18 protein-coding genes and 1 tRNA gene are annotated in these 17,359 nt (G+C 40.1%); 10 read left to right on the top strand and 9 right to left on the bottom strand.

Going from position 1 to position 17,359, the window contains the following annotated elements:
• Positions 1-64: 64 nt before the first annotated feature.
• Positions 65-784, bottom strand: coding sequence for a membrane or secreted protein (locus tag D3P12_RS05235; RefSeq protein WP_157970255.1), 720 nt, complete (start codon positions 782-784; stop codon positions 65-67).
• Between the two features lie 409 nt (positions 785-1,193).
• Here D3P12_RS05235 and D3P12_RS05230 point away from each other — a divergent pair, with 409 nt between their 5' ends.
• Positions 1,194-1,775 carry a DJ-1/PfpI family protein gene (locus tag D3P12_RS05230; protein ID WP_118194007.1) on the top strand — a complete coding sequence of 194 codons (582 nt, stop codon included), beginning with the start codon at positions 1,194-1,196 and terminating at the stop codon, positions 1,773-1,775.
• A gap of 182 nt (positions 1,776-1,957) precedes the next feature.
• Here the strand turns inward: D3P12_RS05230 and D3P12_RS05225 are convergent, their stop codons facing one another.
• The 3 genes from D3P12_RS05225 to D3P12_RS05215 all read right to left on the bottom strand — a co-directional run bounded on the left by D3P12_RS05225 (position 1,958) and on the right by D3P12_RS05215 (position 3,692).
• Entirely contained in the window at positions 1,958-2,764 is an 807-nt protein-coding gene (locus tag D3P12_RS05225; protein WP_118194006.1) for a phosphatidylinositol-specific phospholipase C/glycerophosphodiester phosphodiesterase family protein, read from the bottom strand.
• Between the two features lie 154 nt (positions 2,765-2,918).
• A tRNA-Val gene (locus tag D3P12_RS05220) sits at positions 2,919-2,993 on the bottom strand.
• 186 nt (positions 2,994-3,179) lie between these two features.
• Positions 3,180-3,692, bottom strand: a complete 513-nt coding sequence (locus D3P12_RS05215) for a hypothetical protein (RefSeq protein ID WP_118194005.1) — start codon at positions 3,690-3,692, stop codon at positions 3,180-3,182.
• A gap of 154 nt (positions 3,693-3,846) precedes the next feature.
• Between D3P12_RS05215 and D3P12_RS05210 the strand changes: the two genes are divergently transcribed.
• Genes D3P12_RS05210 through D3P12_RS05200 form a run of 3 tightly spaced genes read left to right on the top strand, consistent with a single transcriptional unit; the run spans position 3,847 to position 6,074 of the window.
• The gene (locus D3P12_RS05210; protein WP_118194004.1) at positions 3,847-4,755 is read left to right on the top strand and encodes a lysylphosphatidylglycerol synthase transmembrane domain-containing protein; all 909 of its coding nucleotides are present in this window, start codon (positions 3,847-3,849) and stop codon (positions 4,753-4,755) included.
• A 47-nt stretch (positions 4,756-4,802) separates the two neighbouring features.
• Positions 4,803-5,507: an SDR family NAD(P)-dependent oxidoreductase gene (locus D3P12_RS05205; protein ID WP_118194003.1), complete on the top strand. Its 705-nt coding sequence runs from the start codon at positions 4,803-4,805 to the stop codon at positions 5,505-5,507.
• 42 nt (positions 5,508-5,549) lie between these two features.
• Entirely contained in the window at positions 5,550-6,074 is a 525-nt protein-coding gene (locus D3P12_RS05200; protein ID WP_118194002.1) for a hypothetical protein, read from the top strand.
• On the opposite strand, the gene D3P12_RS05195 is transcribed toward D3P12_RS05200, so the two are convergent.
• The 5 genes from D3P12_RS05195 to acs form a co-directional block, all read right to left on the bottom strand.
• Complete coding sequence (locus D3P12_RS05195; RefSeq protein WP_118194001.1) at positions 6,058-7,608, bottom strand: alpha-L-fucosidase; 1,551 nt, start codon at positions 7,606-7,608, stop codon at positions 6,058-6,060. The genes D3P12_RS05200 and D3P12_RS05195 overlap by 17 nt on opposite strands.
• 68 nt (positions 7,609-7,676) lie before the next feature.
• On the bottom strand, positions 7,677-8,786 hold the full coding sequence (gene lpxB / locus D3P12_RS05190; protein WP_118194000.1) for a lipid-A-disaccharide synthase: 1,110 nt from the start codon (positions 8,784-8,786) through the stop codon (positions 7,677-7,679).
• Between the two features lie 265 nt (positions 8,787-9,051).
• On the bottom strand, positions 9,052-9,921 hold the full coding sequence (gene surE, locus D3P12_RS05185; RefSeq protein ID WP_118193999.1) for a 5'/3'-nucleotidase SurE: 870 nt from the start codon (positions 9,919-9,921) through the stop codon (positions 9,052-9,054).
• 77 nt (positions 9,922-9,998) lie between these two features.
• Positions 9,999-10,184, bottom strand: a complete 186-nt coding sequence (locus D3P12_RS05180; protein ID WP_118193998.1) for a CsbD family protein — start codon at positions 10,182-10,184, stop codon at positions 9,999-10,001.
• 88 nt (positions 10,185-10,272) lie between these two features.
• Positions 10,273-12,189 carry an acetate--CoA ligase gene (gene acs, locus D3P12_RS05175; protein ID WP_118193997.1) on the bottom strand — a complete coding sequence of 639 codons (1,917 nt, stop codon included), beginning with the start codon at positions 12,187-12,189 and terminating at the stop codon, positions 10,273-10,275.
• Between the two features lie 375 nt (positions 12,190-12,564).
• Between acs and rpmB the strand changes: the two genes are divergently transcribed.
• From rpmB to bshC, 6 genes are all read left to right on the top strand, one after another.
• On the top strand, positions 12,565-12,798 hold the full coding sequence (rpmB, locus tag D3P12_RS05170; RefSeq protein ID WP_118193996.1) for a 50S ribosomal protein L28: 234 nt from the start codon (positions 12,565-12,567) through the stop codon (positions 12,796-12,798).
• Positions 12,799-12,888: 90 nt separating this feature from the next.
• On the top strand, positions 12,889-13,071 hold the full coding sequence (gene rpmG, locus D3P12_RS05165) for a 50S ribosomal protein L33 (RefSeq protein ID WP_074490316.1): 183 nt from the start codon (positions 12,889-12,891) through the stop codon (positions 13,069-13,071).
• A 44-nt stretch (positions 13,072-13,115) separates the two neighbouring features.
• Positions 13,116-13,301 carry a DUF4295 domain-containing protein gene (locus D3P12_RS05160; protein ID WP_118193995.1) on the top strand — a complete coding sequence of 62 codons (186 nt, stop codon included), beginning with the start codon at positions 13,116-13,118 and terminating at the stop codon, positions 13,299-13,301.
• Positions 13,302-13,413: 112 nt separating this feature from the next.
• Positions 13,414-14,382: a signal recognition particle-docking protein FtsY gene (ftsY, locus tag D3P12_RS05155; RefSeq protein ID WP_118193994.1), complete on the top strand. Its 969-nt coding sequence runs from the start codon at positions 13,414-13,416 to the stop codon at positions 14,380-14,382.
• Position 14,383: 1 nt separating this feature from the next.
• Positions 14,384-15,715, top strand: coding sequence for a 30S ribosomal protein S12 methylthiotransferase RimO (gene rimO / locus D3P12_RS05150; protein ID WP_118193993.1), 1,332 nt, complete (start codon positions 14,384-14,386; stop codon positions 15,713-15,715).
• A 10-nt stretch (positions 15,716-15,725) separates the two neighbouring features.
• Positions 15,726-17,309: a bacillithiol biosynthesis cysteine-adding enzyme BshC gene (gene bshC, locus D3P12_RS05145; RefSeq protein WP_118193992.1), complete on the top strand. Its 1,584-nt coding sequence runs from the start codon at positions 15,726-15,728 to the stop codon at positions 17,307-17,309.
• Positions 17,310-17,359 lie beyond the last annotated feature (50 nt).

The following is a 17,359-nucleotide window of genomic DNA, read 5'->3' as shown; positions in this document are numbered from 1 at the left end:
TCTAGTAAAAGAAAGAGAGGCAATCCCGTTAGTGGTTGCCTCTCTTTCTTTTATTAGATCTTACTTATTCCACCCGGCTCCAAACCTCATAAATTTTATCTCCTTTAGAGCTTAAACCACTGTGGTGCCACTTACCACCTTTTAATTCGCCATCGAAAGATAGGCTGGCTCCCACCCGGCTGTTATCACGCGAGAAAAACTCAATATTCTCGGTATACTTACCGTTTTCAAAAGTATAAGTTCCGCCGCCTGTGCCAGAAAATTGCTTTGTACCCGCATCAATAGCAAACCATTGAAAACGATCCTCTGTCAAGACCTTCAGGGTTTTCCGAGTGCCGGACTGATGAATCGCTACTAAATTTCCGTCTTGCATACGTTCTGTAATATGCCAGACACCGGCAAGTGGAGCATCGCCATGATCTGTCTTTTTCCAGGTTTTTGTTTTTCCCTCCTGTGTTATTGTTAACTGATCGCCGTCAATCGCTATCTTTCCGTTGAGTTTTGATCCTACACGAGCGTTGTTTTCCGAATCAAATTCCAGATTAATTTCTAACTCTGAACCATTGACCTTAAACGGCCCACCAAAACTTTTAACATATTCATTGCTTTTGAATATGCTTTCCGTGAAGTAATTATCTTGAAAGATGAGAACAGAAGTTTTATCCCCATCTTTCATTTCCCAAGCACCACCTATGGCAGCCGCTGACTGAGCATAGGTACCAGCTCCAACCAAAACTAATACTAGAGCCAGGCTATTCCTTAAATAATTCATGTAATTTTCCATAATTCTGCATTTATAGTTTTTATCTAAAATTAATCTGCCGCTGATCGAACAAAACTCAAAAACCCCTCTGTCTAAAATACACATTCTCACCTAATTGTTTGTCATTTTATAAAAACTCGTTACAAAACGGTTTAGGATTTGTTTTAGATGAACCCGTAGTGCTCCCGTTGCCAACCCGTTATGAACCCGTTCAAATCATTAAATGTACGGGTTCATGACGGCAAGGATACCAGTTTAAAATGCGAGTACCCTAAACCAGTGTTAAAGAGGTTTGCTCCGAAACTTTTCGAAGATGGAGGTTACTGAAGATGGAGGTTACTTTTGTGTGAAATTGGCGGACGGCACTCGTTTTTTGATAGCGAATTGATTAAATTGCTCCTATCTGATTAACCATAAAAAACGAGAAAAAATGAGTAAAAAAATTTTAATGTTGGCCGGCGATTTTGTAGAAGATTACGAAATCATGGTACCTTATCAGGCTCTTCTCTCTGTAGGCCTAGAGGTGGATGTAGTATGTCCAGACAAGAAAGCTGGCGACTCGATCGCGACTGCTATTCACGACTTCGTGGGATTTCAGACCTACGCCGAGCTAAAGGGTCATAATTTCGTATTGAATAAAAACTTCGATGAGGTCAATGCTAGTGACTATGATGGTCTGTACGTTTGTGGCGGACGTGCACCGGAATACATCCGCCTAAATGAAAAGGTTCTGGATTATACTCGCCACTTTTTTGACAACAACAAACCGGTGGCGGCAATCTGTCATGGTATCCAGATCCTGACTGTTGCAGGAGTTCTAAAAGGCCGGACGCTCACGGCCTATGACGCTGTCGGACCTGATATTGATTTGGCAGGCGGTACGTATAAAAAGATTCCAGCTACGGAGGCCATTACCGATGGGAACCTGACAACATCGCCAGCCTGGCCCGGTCACCCCGCGATCCTAAAAGAGTTCTACAAATTACTGGGCATAAAAATATCGGTAGAATGATAATTTGGTGCAAAAAGTAAGCCCCTGAAACGGGGAGGATCAGGGGCTTTACTAACCAATTATAAACCTAAATTATGATAGTACAAATATAAGCCCCATAATTTAACTAAAACCATATTCTACGTTAAATAATGTTAAAATTCTTGTAATTTTTCCTTGACGATCTCCTGTGGATATGCGGTTCAATCTCGATAAGCTTCTAGGAATGAAGCCAATTGTGCAGGAGAATCGGTATTTAGATAGTCAACCCCTATTTCCAAAAAAATTTTCCAGGCCAGCTCGGTATCCGGACTACCCCAAAAACGAACTTTTTTCTTTAAGCGATGTACGGAATCGGTGAATGTTTTTACTTTACTATAATCTTCAGCCGAGATGGGTTCTTCACCCTTCCATTGTGCAAATTGATTGAAGGGCGCGCTAAAAATTGGCACACGGTCTAATTGTTCGGATGTATAGTCCAGATTCGACCTGCCGTCAAAATAAAAAATTTCATCATACTTACGAAAGTCACTCGGATCAGGCATATTCCCGCTGATGACGATCCGCACAGCGTTGGGGTTATCCATTATGTCGAAAAGCTCGCGAATAGGTTTGAGCAAAGTTTCAAGAGCACGAAGCGTGGGTTCTGCCTCTGATTTTAAGTCAATAAGGAATTGCAAGCGTTCCCCGTCCCGATAAACCGCACCATCATGTTCTGCCTGCTGTTTCATCAGCGGATCTAGGTACAGACTCTTTATCGTTCGCGTCGGATCGATACTTTCCTTTTCATGCGCGACATATAACTCACCTTTCTGTAAAATAACATCAATTTCAATCGACCCGAAAGAATATTGAGCTGCTTCAAAAAACGGACGGTCCTGCAAATAGTCGTTGTGTGAATGCCCATGGCTGCTTGCTGAATAGTTTTGAGCGAAACCAATAGGAACAAGCATCACGAGAAATACATGGATGAGCGATATTTTTTGGATGAGCGATATTTTTCTTTTCATAAAATGAAATTATAAAAATGGAATTATCAGTCAGTTATCAAAAGTTTCCATTATAAAAATATAAAAGTTTCCATTAGTAGCGGAAGATTTTTCGGATTTTTAGGACTATGTAGGATTGCATAAAAAAAGCCCCGGAGTTCGGGGCTTTTTGTTGTGGGAGATACTGGATTCGAACCAGTGACCCTCTGCTTGTAAGGCAGATGCTCTGAACCAGCTGAGCTAATCTCCCTTTGGGGACTGCAAATATAGATTAGAATAATGGATTTCAAAAATATTTATAATGTTTTTTTTATCATTATGATTAATAATCTAATTTCCAGCTCATTAATTTTATAGACATCAAAAAAAGCCTGATTGATCAGGCTTTTTTTGATGTCTATAAAATTTGGGTTAAAGATACTCCAGTCTTCATTCTTTAGTTTCTGCTGAAATTAAAGATTAAATGAGCTGTCGTTCCGCCAACATCTACGGGCATACGCATTACTAAACCGCTATCATTGGCGCTCATGAGATCTAAACGGAACCCTGCTGTAACATCCTTTGGACGATCGCCAGGCATTATTTTCTTAAACTGGAATTGAGAGCTGGAAGACCCTTCAGCTTGAAATATCGACCAGAAGATATCTCTTACGGCTCCAGGTGCACAAAGTTCACCCGCGTTGGAAAAAGTAATGGATCCCTTTCCGCTTCCAGTAAGGTTCCAAGTACTACCAATAAAGCAATCGATAGGAGCTTCTTCAAAAATAGTTTTAACGGAAGCACCAGTCGGGAAGCCATCCTTTTCAACCGAATTCAAAGTCCATTGCCCCTTCACACCGTTACGCCATGCTGATGCAGACGGCCCTCCACTACCTTGCTGTGCTGAACATGCTCCTAGAAAAAGAGCAAGAATGCCTATAATTCCAAAAAGTTGAATTGATCGTTTCATAATATTCGCGTTAATTTTAGTATGTACAAGTTTACATATAAAATGTCAAAAACTATACCATGACATTGATCATTTAATTTATAAATGAGGTTTACGTTAAATTATATAGCTTTGTTTACCTTTGAAAACTAAACAAGCCCGGGTACAAGAATTAATGACTAAACAGAAACTCTGGAGCCTAACCAAGCTCTTTATTAAAATAGGCGTAACTGCTCTTTCCTTATATTTGGTATTTAGTCGGGTATCTATAAAAGATTTGGAAGAAGCAGTAACCACTTCCGATCCGATTTTCTTTCTGTTGGCTTTTATTTCATTTGGTATATCTCAAGTAATCACGTCTAGAAGATTGAACGGTTTTTTCAGAGGAATAGACCTGCGTATTACTGAGTGGTACAATTTCAAACTATACCTGTTAGGGATGTTCTATAACCTATTTTTGCCCGGTGGTATTGGTGGTGATGGATATAAGATCTTCTTTTTACGCAAGAAATTTGGCATCAAAGGGAGGCGGATATTGAAGGCCATCTTCTTTGATCGCCTAAGTGGCTTATGGGCATTATGCCTTATTACAGTAGGCTTGATTATTTTTATGCCCCAACTCAATATCCCTAACTGGATGCCGATAACGGCCATAAGCTTAGGCACGGTAGTCTATTTTATAGTCATGAAAAAAGTTTTCCCCCGATATAGTAAAACTTTCTTCATGACGCATTTTCGTGCCATCTGCGTTCAGTCTTTTCAGTTAATAAGTGCAATATGTCTTTTGTATGCGCTTCATTTTGATGGCAAGTTTTCCCCTTATCTTTTTATGTTTTTGGCTTCTTCACTGGTGGCTATCTTTCCGTTTACGGTTGGCGGACTTGGAGCAAGAGAAGTTGTATTTCTATATGGAGCGGAGGTATTTAATCTAGACCCACACTTAGCCGTTTTGATAAGTCTGCTCTACTACTTTGTCGCAGCTTTCATGTCAATCACCGGAAGCTACTTTATTTTTCATCCACAGGCTTTAGGTGAAAAGGAGCTGCCTAGAAAAGAGGAGAAAGAGGATGGCGAGGAAGACTGAGTTTTATTTTCAATTTCGTAACTTTAGATATTAGCAATTAAGAAAAAATGAACATTGTAATTACAGGTGCAAGTAGCGGCGTAGGATTTGAGGCCGTATTGGATTTAATTTTAGACTCAAAGCACAAGGTTATAGCGCTCGCCAGAAATCAACGTAAATTGAGCACGCTATATGAGATTGCTAAGGGTCTAAACCCGGACTGCACCTTGTATCCCGCACAATTTGATATTGTGCATGATGATTATGCTGGCGGACTGGTGCCCTTTGTTTCCGAACGTTTGGGAGAGGTGGATATTCTAATAAACAATGCGGGTGCGCTTATCAACAAACCTTTTATGGAGGTTAGTCAGATCGAATTTGCACAGATGATCCAGTCGAACTTGTTGGGACATGTTAAAATGATTCAAAACTTACTTCCGCTAATGAGCGAAAAATCACATATTCTTAATATCGGGAGCATGGGGGGATATCAGGGTAGTGTTAAATTCCCAGGCCTAAGCGCCTATTCAGCAAGTAAAGGGGCTCTCCATATTTTAACCGAATGTCTGGCTCCTGAATTAGCGGAAAGAAAAGTAAGCATCAACTGCCTGGCTTTGGGTTCTGCACAAACGGAAATGCTGGAAAAGGCATTCCCAAAGTTTCAGTCTCCTGTAGCTGCATTTGAAATGGGGAAATACATCGCTGACTTCGCATTGACAGGTCATAAATTTTTTAATGGGAAAGTATTGCCTGTTGCAGTAAACACACCTTAATGTTTTGTGTTGTATCTATAATAACAAAAACAAAACGAAATCATGAAGACCCTGAACTACTCACTTTTATCAGTCTTGTCGGTATCGCTAATCCTGACTGCTTGTGTAAGTGAAAATAATCAAGACGAGCAGGAGCAAGATTCTGTAGTAGTTATCGATAGTGCTTCTATTGTCGATACGACATCTTATGTTGACCTGACCCCGCCAGCACTACCATACGTGGTAGTTTTCGATGAAGAAGCTGCTCGTTTTAATATTATCGAAAACCCGGACAACTCTGGTTTCACACCCGACGGAGACGGGTATGTTGACGCGCTGAATACAAAGTATCCGGAAATCTTAATCCGCTTAGGAGAACGCAGCAATGACACGTTGAATGTTTTCATAGATAATGCAACGCACCTGACCCAAAGTATCGGATCGGCCGGGGCGAATAGCTATTTGGTAGAAGCCACTTACGCATTTACAGAATTGGATTCCGTGAATGTAGTCAACTTTAATTTTGAGACAGGTGACCATGCTGTTCCTGGCTCTTATACTCGTACATCCTTTAAGGATTTTCGTTAGAACTGAACTGCGGCATATTAAATAAACCAAAGCTACTTAACCTTGGATTCAACCTTGATGAAGTGATTCGCAAGCGTATTTTGGAACTTGTAACCGGGTCAAAATTCAGGATCCGCTTGTACCCAATGGTTGTCCCCTCTCCTGCTGTTTCCCAGGCATTTTCATTCCAGTATTCTACGACAAAGGATTCCACCCGCTGTCCTAAAGCGATGTATTCCTGTAGCTGGACTGTATTGAATTCAACCGGTTGATCTGCTTCAAATTCGATAGTTGCTGTTGTGTCAGACTCAGAATTGGTCGTCCAATAGCTATCGAAGTCATCATCCAGCAAACTGTTAAGGTTCTTTCCATCACCAGTAACTTCTGCATCCTTAATCAGGTTGATACTGAACACATCTTTGATTATTTTTCCAAATTCAGCTAATACCAAACTGTCCTTTTCGTGGATTCTGCCACGTTTATCAGGTGGTACGTTTAACAACAGCACGCCGTTTCTTCCAACTGAACTCACATAAATATCAAGTAGCTTTTCCAGACTTTTAGGTTCCTGATCTTCATGAAAGAACCAGCCTTGACGGATCGAGACATCGGTTTCTGCAGGGTACCAAACCAAACCGCTAGCATCTTTGATAACACTTCGGCTTCCGAGATCCTCACCACGCAGGTCTTTCTTAGGAGCGAAACTTACCTGACTTTGAGACTCAGCCGCTACCTTATCAATCGTTGTCCCATCAGTGGGAACAACGCTCCATTCTGTTAGACGACCGTAGCCGGTCTCGGTACCAACCCAACGCACGTCAGGTCCCATAATCGCGATCACTGCATTGGGTTGTAATTCATTAATCAATTGATAATATGATGGGAAATCATACTCTTGCGTCTTCCCATTCGGACCTTCTCCATTAGCTCCATCAAACCAAACTTCATCAATGGGTCCATAATTACTCAGCAATTCAGTCAACTGCTGACGAAAAACTTCATTATAAGCGGGCGAATCTCCGTAAGTGGGGTGGTTCATGTCCCAAGGTGAAAGATAAATTCCAGCTTTTATACCGTATTTTTTACAAGCATCGGTAAACTCTTTGACGATATCGCCTTTACCATCCTGATAAGGACTGTTCTTTATGGAATGTTCTGTTTGCTCCGAAGGCCATAAACAAAAGCCATCGTGGTGCTTAGCGGTTAGAATCGCTAATTTAAAACCTGCATCTTTCATGGTTTTTACCCACTGATCAACATCAAGATCCGTAGGATTGAAAATTGCGGGATCTTCCTTACCCGTACCCCATTCACGTCCTGTAAAGGTGTTGACTCCATAATGAAAGAACGCAGTCAATTCATATTTTTGCCACGCCAGCTGTTTTTCAGACGGACGAACATTCGCTGCTTTTCTGACAATATCAAGTTCGGTGTCAGCCGAATCGATAAATACGATATTGGAGTACTCCACATCATCTGCATTCTTGACAGCTGTGCAACTTGCTATAACAATAAGGGTAACAAACAGGAATGCAAATGGTAGTTTTATTTTCATACCTTAAACTTATTATGTATTATTTATTTTTTTTGAAGATAGAAATTTTAATCTATGAAACCGACTATTTATGAAAGATAGCCTACAATTAATTTCGCTGTTCTTTCTGATGCTCCAACCTCACCCATTTTATGGTCTAACGCTCTGTAGTTCTGAAGCATATTTACCCGGTAAGACTCGTTGTGAAGCAAACGATCCACTTCATCCTTTACCAAGTCTAGATTATATTCATCCTGAATAAGCTCACGAACAACCGGTACATTCATAATCAGATTAACCAATGAGATATATTTGACCTTGATCAACATCCTGCCCAACCAAATCGACAGTGCATTAGCCTTATAGACTACAACTTGAGGTACATGAAACAGAGCGGTTTCTAAGGTCGCAGTGCCACTGACCACAACCGCAGCTTCTGAATGGCTTAGCAAATCGTAGGTATGATTGAAAACAACAGGTAGTCTATCTCCACTGAAAAAATTTTGATAATAGCTCTCCGAAAAGTTAGGCGCTCCTGCTATGACAAACTGATATTCTGGAAAATACTTGGGTAGAGATGCCATAAGCGGCAGATGTTTCGATATTTCCATTTTCCGGCTACCGGGTAACAGGGAAACAATCGGTTTTGACGACAATCCGCATTTTTCCTTAAAATCTTCTTCTGGCTCAAAACGGCTAATGGCATCGAGCAAGGGATTTCCAACATAATCAATCTTCATTCCCCATTTTTTGTAAAAATCTACTTCAAAGGGTAATATGCAAAACATATGATCTACTACCTTCTTGATTTTTAGAACTCTTTTCTGGTTCCAGGCCCATACTTTCGGAGAGATATAATAAAAAACCCGGATGTTATTTTTCTTGGCAAATTCAGCGATTTTCAGATTAAAACCCGGAAAATCGATTAGGATCAACGCGTCAGGACGATGGTTAAGTAAATCTTTTTTTACCCGCTTCAGGTTCTTCAGAATCGTAAAAATGTTCGCCAGCACTTCCACGAAACCCATAAAAGCCATAACAGAAGTATGGATCACTGCTTTTTTATCTGCCTCTTTCTCCATAGAATCTCCGCCAACAAAGCGAAAAGATGCTTGAGTATCTAGCTTCTTTAGAGCACGTATTAAATTTGCACCGTGTAAATCGCCTGACGTTTCACCGGCTATGAGATAGTAGTTCATGTATCAGATACTTAAAGGAAGATTACTCAAAAATAACAAAAACAGCAATGCGATGAAAGTACTGAAAATTACGCCCTGCGCGCTTTTACTCAATTGAAAATGATAAAAATAACGCATGAGTAAAAGATTCAGTAAACCAACGACGGCAAAAACAGCTAACGGCTTCTGAATAGCAAACAAGTTGCCCCATATTAGTAGATAAGAAGCCAAGGGTAGGATTAATCCCACGAGGGTGCCGAAATAGAAATTATCCCTTTTCAATATATTATCCTAATCCCGGGTTAGCACCGAAGGGTTCTTCCTCGCTTTTATTTTCATTGGTGCCCGCAGGAACCTCATTGCTATTGACGTTGAAAGACCAAGAGTTTAACTCAGGAATCGCATGATGTGCTGTCATGTCAAACTGAACTGGCACAAGTGACGCGTATCCATTTTTTAATGCCCAAACATCTGTGTCTTCACCATGATCCGTAGAAACGAAAACTCCTGTCAACCAAAAATAGCTTCGCTGGTAGGGATCAACACGCTCATCAAATTCTTCCGCCCATTTAGCATTTGCTTGTCGACACACCCGTACGCCCTTTATCTGTTGGACTTTGGGAAAGTTTACATTTAATAGTGTACCTTTTTGCAAACCATGTTTTAGCACCACTTCGGTAATGCTTTTCACAAAAGGACGACAACCTTCAAAATCGGCGTCATGCGCAAAATCATCATAAGAAAACCCAATTGAAGGGATACCTTCTATGGCTCCTTCGACAGCAGCCGACATAGTGCCTGAATAAAGAATATTAATAGAATTATTGAGTCCGTGATTAATTCCTGAAACACAGATATCGGGCGACTTGCCCTTAAAGATTTTATTGACAGCCAGTTTTACACAGTCGACAGGAGTGCCGGAACATCGGTACATTTTTACACCCGGATATAAATTCACTTTATCAATTCGCAGTGGTTTACCGATTGTAATAGCATGTCCCATTCCCGACTGGGGACTATCAGGGGCAACAACGGTCACATCGCCGATCTTCTGCATTTCTTCCAGAAGAACTTTGATACCCGGAGCTGTAATCCCATCATCATTAACAACCAATATCGTAGGTCTTTGTGGTGAAGACGATTTTGTTTTTGTCATGCTACGAATTTAAGAAAAGAAAAGCGCCGCAACTAATAAAAGTCGCGGCGCTTTTCTTTTGAATCAGGAAAATCTGACTATAATTCATTAAGCCAATTAACTACTTCATCACGAGTTTTTCCCGTTTTCTTCTGCAAGCGGCCTAACAACTCATCTTCTTTTCCTTCTTCGTATAACAAATCATCATCCGTCAAATCGGCGTATGACTGTTTTGCTTTTCCTTTAATCTCATTCCAAGTTCCTTTTAATTTTAAATTTGACATTTTGTTTTATTTTAAAAAGTTAAAATATTCTGTTAATTCTACTAAAAGAACATGATCAGTAAGGATTTGTTTGTAACAATTCAGTAAATTATTTCATTTTGGCCGCGCCCTCTTTAATCTCGTCTACAACAGAAGGGTCTAGTAATGTGGAGGTGTCTCCTAAATTGCCTAAATCTCCTTCAACGATTTTACGAAGTATTCGTCTCATGATTTTGCCGGATCTTGTTTTTGGCAAGCCGGATACAAATTGAATAATATCTGGCTTTGCAATAGCGCCGATAATTCGCGAAACGGTAGCATTGATATCTTTTCTTGTTAAATCTTCATCATGGTGCACATTGTCTAGGATCACAAAAGCATAAATCCCTTGTCCTTTAACCGGGTGAGGATAACCTACAATAGCGGATTCAACAACATCACTGTGCATGTTGATCGCATTCTCCAGTTCAGCTGTGCCGATACGATGTCCGGATACATTGAGAACGTCATCTACGCGACCTGTGATGCGATAGTGACCATCTTCATCTCTTAAACAACCATCACCGGTGAAATACATATTTTCATAGGTTGAAAAATAAGTCTGTCGGCAACGCTCATGATCTCCCCATGTTGTTCTTAACATTCCAGGCCAAGGGAACTTGATGCATAGGTTTCCCGAAACACCGTTCCCTTCCAGAACCTTTCCATTTTCATCAACCAAAACAGGCTGTACTCCAGGTAAAGGAAGCATAGCATAGCCTGGTTTTGTTGGTGTTACTCCAGCAATCGGGCTGATCAAGATTCCTCCATTCTCGGTTTGCCACCATGTATCAGCAATTGGAGCCTTGCCTTTACCTACTTTTTCATTGAACCAATTCCAGGCTTCTTCGTTGATAGGCTCACCAACAGATCCAAGTTTAGTAATCGAACTTAGATCTTTACCGTCAACAAACTCATCCCCTGCAGCCATCAGCGAGCGTATAGCCGTCGGCGCCGTGTATAAGATATTCACTTGATGTTTTGCTACGACATCCCACATGCGACCAGCATCTGGCCAGTTAGGTATGCCTTCAAACATGACCGATGTAGCTCCTTGTGACAAAGGTCCGTATACTATATAGGAGTGACCGGTAATCCAGCCAATATCGGCAGTACAAAAGAAGATTTCTTCTGGGTTATACTGGAAGACATTACTAAAGGTATAACCTGTATAGACCATGTAGCCTCCGGTAGTATGAACAACCCCCTTAGGTTTTCCGGTAGACCCTGAAGTATATAAAATAAATAAGGTGTCTTCTGCGTCCATCTCTTCGGCTGGGCATGGAGGGTTGCCCTGACTTTCTACTTTATGTATTTCGTCTTCCCACCATACATCACGACCTTTGATCATGGAGACACCAATCCGTGCGCGCGTCAACACGATCACCTTTTTTACACTCGAACAGGTCACCAGAGCATCATCTACAATGCTTTTTAATTCGATCGTCTTCGTACCTCTAAACCCACCGTCAGCTGTAATCACCAATGAACACTGCGCGTCATTAATTCTATCCGAAATGGACTGTGCGGAGAACCCTCCGAAAACAACGGAATGGATAGCTCCAATTCTGGCACAGGCTAAAATTGCTATGGGCAGCTCCGGCACCATTGGCAAATAGACGCATACCCGGTCACCTTTACGAACTCCGTTATTTTTGAGAACATTGGCAAACTGCTCGACTTTTTCAAGCAACTGCTTATAGCTTAAAATACGAGCCGCTTCACTAGGATCATTAGGTTCCCAAATAATTGCAGGTTTATCGCCATTCTTATAGATATGTCTGTCTAAGCAGTTCTCTGTGATATTGAGTTTACCATTTTCAAACCACTTGATGTCGGGCTTTTTAAAATCCCAACTCAACACGTTCGTCCATTTTTTCTTCCAGAAAAACGTCTCAGCTACTTCTGCCCAAAATTCTTCTGGGTTGTTAATACTACGTTCATAGGTTTTTTGGTAATCATCAAAATCTTTTACTTTTAGTTCCATGGTTATTTTTTACTGTTCTTTTATTGTTTGTGTATTGTAGATTAGGTTCTAGAATTTTTAAATTTAAGAATAAAATTCCAAAAGCAAATCATGTTTGCTTGTTTAAGTTTAAGTGAAACGTTATCGTACCCGAAAAATCAACATCGCACTGTTTAACCTATTAAGAACTTCGTCTGGGATCGATGATACTTTCAGGAATACATAAGAAAGCGCGAACTTTTTGGACAGTGTTAAAATTATCGACGATATTTGCATTTGCACTGTCAATAAATAAAATACAATTTAAAATTCTATTGCATAATCAAAAACAATTATCGATATTTGCACACTCTTTAAAATAGTAGAGTATTATATTAGAACGAAATAGCATTAGTCATGGCAAGAGTTTGTGATTTAACTGGAAAATCAGCACTAAAAGGAAATAGAGTTTCTAACTCAAATGTTAAGACCACTCGTAGATTTTACCCAAATCTTCAAACAAAAAGGTTTTATATCCCAGAAGAAGATCGTTGGATTACTTTAAAAGTATCAACCTCTGCAATCAAAACAATCAATAAACTAGGGATTTCCGCAGTTATTAATAAATTTATCAAAAAGGGATACGTTTAGCATTTGCTCACACTTATGCTTTTCGGAATCTTAAAATAAACTTTTCGATTCACTTTTGTTAATTAGGATCGAAATCTAAGAAATACAATAATGGCTAAAAAAGGTAACAGAGTTCAAGTAATTTTAGAATGCACTGAACACAAAGAAAGTGGTATGCCGGGAATGTCTCGTTACATTACTACAAAAAACAAGAAAAACACAACCGAGCGCCTGGAGTTGAAAAAATTCAATCCAGTATTGCGTAAAGTTACTGTTCATAAAGAAATTAAATAAACATCTTTTTTATTAAGCGTGTAAACGCATAAAGACATAAAGAAATGGCAAAGAAATCGGTAGCATCCTTAAAAACAGGAAAAGGAAAAGATTATACAAAAGTTATTACAGCTGTTCGCTCTCCTAAGACCGGAGCTTACTCTTTCAAAGAGCTTATCGCACATAACGATCATATCAAAGATGCGGTAGAAGTTGCTAAAGAAATCGTTGAAACTCCAACGGAGCAATAGACTAACATAGAACTTTACTTTAAGCCGTTCCAATTTCAATCTGGAAGGGCTTTTTTGCTTTTATGCAGTTGCAAATTTCCTATCTTTATCACAAATAACTTTTAAAAGCACCATGGCATTATTTGATTTTTTTAAGAAAAAGGAAAAACCTACTGTCGAGATGAAAGAGGCTCTGGACAAGGGGCTGGAGAAGACAAAGGAAGGTTTCTTTTCAAAAATTTCGAAAGCAGTTGTTGGCAAGTCAACTGTAGATGATGAAGTTCTTGATGAGCTAGAAGAAATTCTGGTTACATCTGATGTAGGCGTAACAACGACTCTTAAAATCATCGAACGAATTGAAGCCAGGGTTGCTCGCGATAAATATGTCAATACTTCTGAATTAAACCAGATTCTGAGAGACGAGATACAGGCTCTATTAGCGGAAAACAATAGTGATGATTTTTCTGAATTTGAATATGGAAAAAGTAAGCCCTATGTGATCATGGTCGTAGGGGTCAACGGGGTCGGAAAAACAACGACGATCGGGAAACTTGCACACAAATTAAAAGAGAACGGGAATAAAGTTGTCTTGGGTGCTGCTGATACATTTAGAGCGGCAGCAGTAGACCAGATCAAACTGTGGGGTGAGCGCGTTGGAGTACGTGTTGTTCATCAAGGCATGGGATCAGATCCAGCATCAGTTGCGTTCGACACCTTGCAATCAGCTGTAGCAAACAACGAAGATGTGGCTATCATTGATACGGCTGGGAGATTACATAACAAAGTTGCTCTTATGAATGAGTTAACTAAAATCAAAAATGTTATGAGGAAAGTAATCCCTGATGCTCCCCATGAGATTTTATTGGTCTTAGATGCGTCTACCGGACAAAATGCCATTGAACAGTGCAGACAATTTACGCAGGCGACTGATGTGAATGCTCTGGCTTTGACTAAGCTTGACGGAACAGCGAAAGGCGGTGTGGTAATCGGAGTTTCAGACCAATTTAAGATTCCGGTCAAGTATATCGGGGTTGGCGAGAGTATTAATGACCTGGAGTTATTCAACAAAAAGGAGTTCGTAGACTCATTATTTAACAGATAAAATGAAGACAAGATTAGAAGGGGGAGCTGATATAAAAAAACCTAGAATAAATGTGGTAACCTTAGGTTGTTCCAAAAACACACATGATAGTGAAGTGTTGATGGGGCAATTAAAAGGGAACAAAATCGAAGTGGTACACGAAGACGAGAATGTCCGGGAAGATGATATCGTTATTATTAACACATGTGGTTTTATAGATAATGCTAAACAAGAGTCGATCGATACAATTCTCGAGTACAGTGCATTGAAGGATCAAGGGAAATTAAAGAAGGTTATTGTTACAGGTTGTCTTTCTGAACGTTACAAACCAGAGCTACAACAAGAAATACCCAATATCGACAACTATTTTGGCACCAATGACTTACAAGAACTTTTGCAATCAGTCGGAGCCGATTATAAATACGAATTAGTAGGTGAGCGTCTCTTAACAACACCATCACATTTCTCATATTTTAAGATCGCCGAAGGCTGCAATCGGCCCTGTTCGTTCTGCGCGATCCCGCTAATGAGAGGTAAACACGTGTCAAAACCTATTGAAGCTTTAGTCCAGGAAGCCAAGTATCTGGCTAAGAATGGAACGAAAGAGCTGATTTTAATTGCGCAGGATCTTACTTATTACGGCTTAGACCTGTATGGGAAAAGGAACCTGTCTGACCTACTCAAAAATCTTTCTGATGTCGAGGGGATCGAATGGATTCGGCTGCAATACGCCTACCCTTCAGGTTTTCCGATGGATATCATTGAAGTGATGAAAGAACGTAGCAATATTTGCAACTACCTGGACATGCCGCTCCAACATATTTCTGATAATATGCTGAAGTCAATGCGTAGAGGGATTACCAAGCAGAAAACCATCGATCTCGTAAACTCAATTCGGGATATCATCCCGGAAATTGCACTCCGAACAACTTTGATTTGTGGGTATCCGGGGGAAACAGAAAAAGACTTCGAGGAACTAAAGGAATGGGTTGCCGAAACAGAATTTGACCGCTTAGGCTGTTTCACATATTCACATGAGGAAAACACACATGCTTTTTCACTAGAAGATGACGTCCCTGGAGAAGTAAAGGATGCTCGTGTTGAAGAAATAATGGATATACAACAGAATATTTCTTTCGAAAAGAATCAACAAAAAGTCGGCAAGGTTTTCAAGGTGATGATAGATAAAGTTGAAGGTGACTATTATGTAGGTAGAACAGAATTTGACTCACCAGAGGTTGATAACGAAGTCTTGATATCACGACAAGATGACTATTTAACATTGGGCAGGTTTGCAGACATCAAAATTGATCGTGCAGAGGATTTTGATCTTTATGGTTCCTTTGTAAAATAAACAATAAAAAATGAAGGCTATTCCTATTGATTATCGCGAAACACTCAGCTTCTCTCCTCTCCTTTTAGATTATATTGAGGGCAAGCAATCGCTCCGCAGCTTTTACTCTAACAAAGCAACGGAGGGTGGATTCAACGATAAAATCAAAAGCAGAGAGACTTTTGAACATCGAGAAACTCTTGTTTCCAGCTTATTGAAACTAGCGTCTCCAGACTCATCAGAGGAATCTTTAGCGAATATTCATTTGTTAAAAAACAAGAAGACTTTCACTGTTACAACAGGTCATCAACTGAATTTATTTACCGGGCCGCTTTATTTCGTTTTTAAAATAGCTTCAACAATCAAGTTAACACAAGAGCTAAAGGCCAAGTTCCCTGATTATCATTTTGTCCCGGTTTACTGGATGGCAACTGAGGATCATGATTTTGAAGAAATTAACCATACACATCTTTTCAAAAACACGATCCGTTGGGAACGTGATGCTGCAGGTGCAACGGGTCGCTTATCTACGACTGACATCCAAGAAACCGTTAAGGCCTATCAAAACATTTTAGGACTCTCATCTAATTCCGAAAAACTCGCGTCGATCGTTGAAAAAGCTTATCTGAGCCATGATACCCTAGCTGATGCTACGCGGAGTATGGTTGATCAGCTATTTGGGAAATACGGTCTTGTAGTCATTGATGCTGATCAAGCTGAGCTAAAACGTCTGCTAGCACCGATTATTTCAGCAGATATTGTAGAGCAAAATAGCAGTAAAAAGGTTTCTGAAACCAGCAAAGAGCTGGAACAGAATGGCTATAAAGCACAGGTTCACGCCCGTGACATCAACTTTTTTTATTTAAAAGACAATGTGAGAGAACGCATCGTCCTTAATAAGGAAGGCGAGTATGAAGTACTTAACAGTGATATCAGCTTTACAAAAGAAACCCTATTAATCGAGATTGATCGACACCCCGAACGCTTTAGTCCAAATGTGATTATGCGCCCGTTATACCAGGAGGTAATTCTCCCAAACCTAGCCTACGTAGGCGGCGGCGCTGAGATAAGTTATTGGCTGCAATTAAAGAGTCTTTTCGATTATTATCAGGTCGAGTTCCCCATTTTGATACCGCGAAACTCGGCCATGTTTGTAAGTAGGGAACTGAGCGAAAAGATATTCAGGTTAAACTTCACCTATAAGAGCTTTTTTAAGGATCCATCCGAGTTAAAAAAAGAATATGTTCGCGTTCACAGCAAACATCGACTCAATCTTCATGACGAGTGGAGAGAGTTCAATTCGATCTTTGAAAAAATTAAATTGCGAGCTCATAAAATCGATCCCACACTCGGGCCAAGTGCAGAGGCGATAGAAGCTAGGTTGAAAAAAGCTATTGATCGACTCGAAAAGAAACTTTTAAAGGCGGATCAGAAGAATTATGCCGAAGCACTTGAACAGATCGACCTGATTAAGGAAAAATTATTCCCAAAGGGTGTTCTGCAAGAAAGAGTTGAAAATTTCGCTCCACTTTATCTAAAATTTGGAGATCGCCTTATCGAAGAATTGATCGAAAACTTCCAACCACTAGAGTTTAAATTCAACGTGTTATATTAGGCCAGGTTTACCTTGATGGACTATTACAGTTCATCGTTTATCATACCACA

It is taken from the genome of Pedobacter indicus, from assembly GCF_003449035.1.
GTDB classification, from domain to species: Bacteria; Bacteroidota; Bacteroidia; order Sphingobacteriales; family Sphingobacteriaceae; genus Albibacterium; species Albibacterium indicum.
Note: the sequence above shows the minus strand (reverse complement) of the source record. Positions and strands in the feature narration are given on the sequence as shown.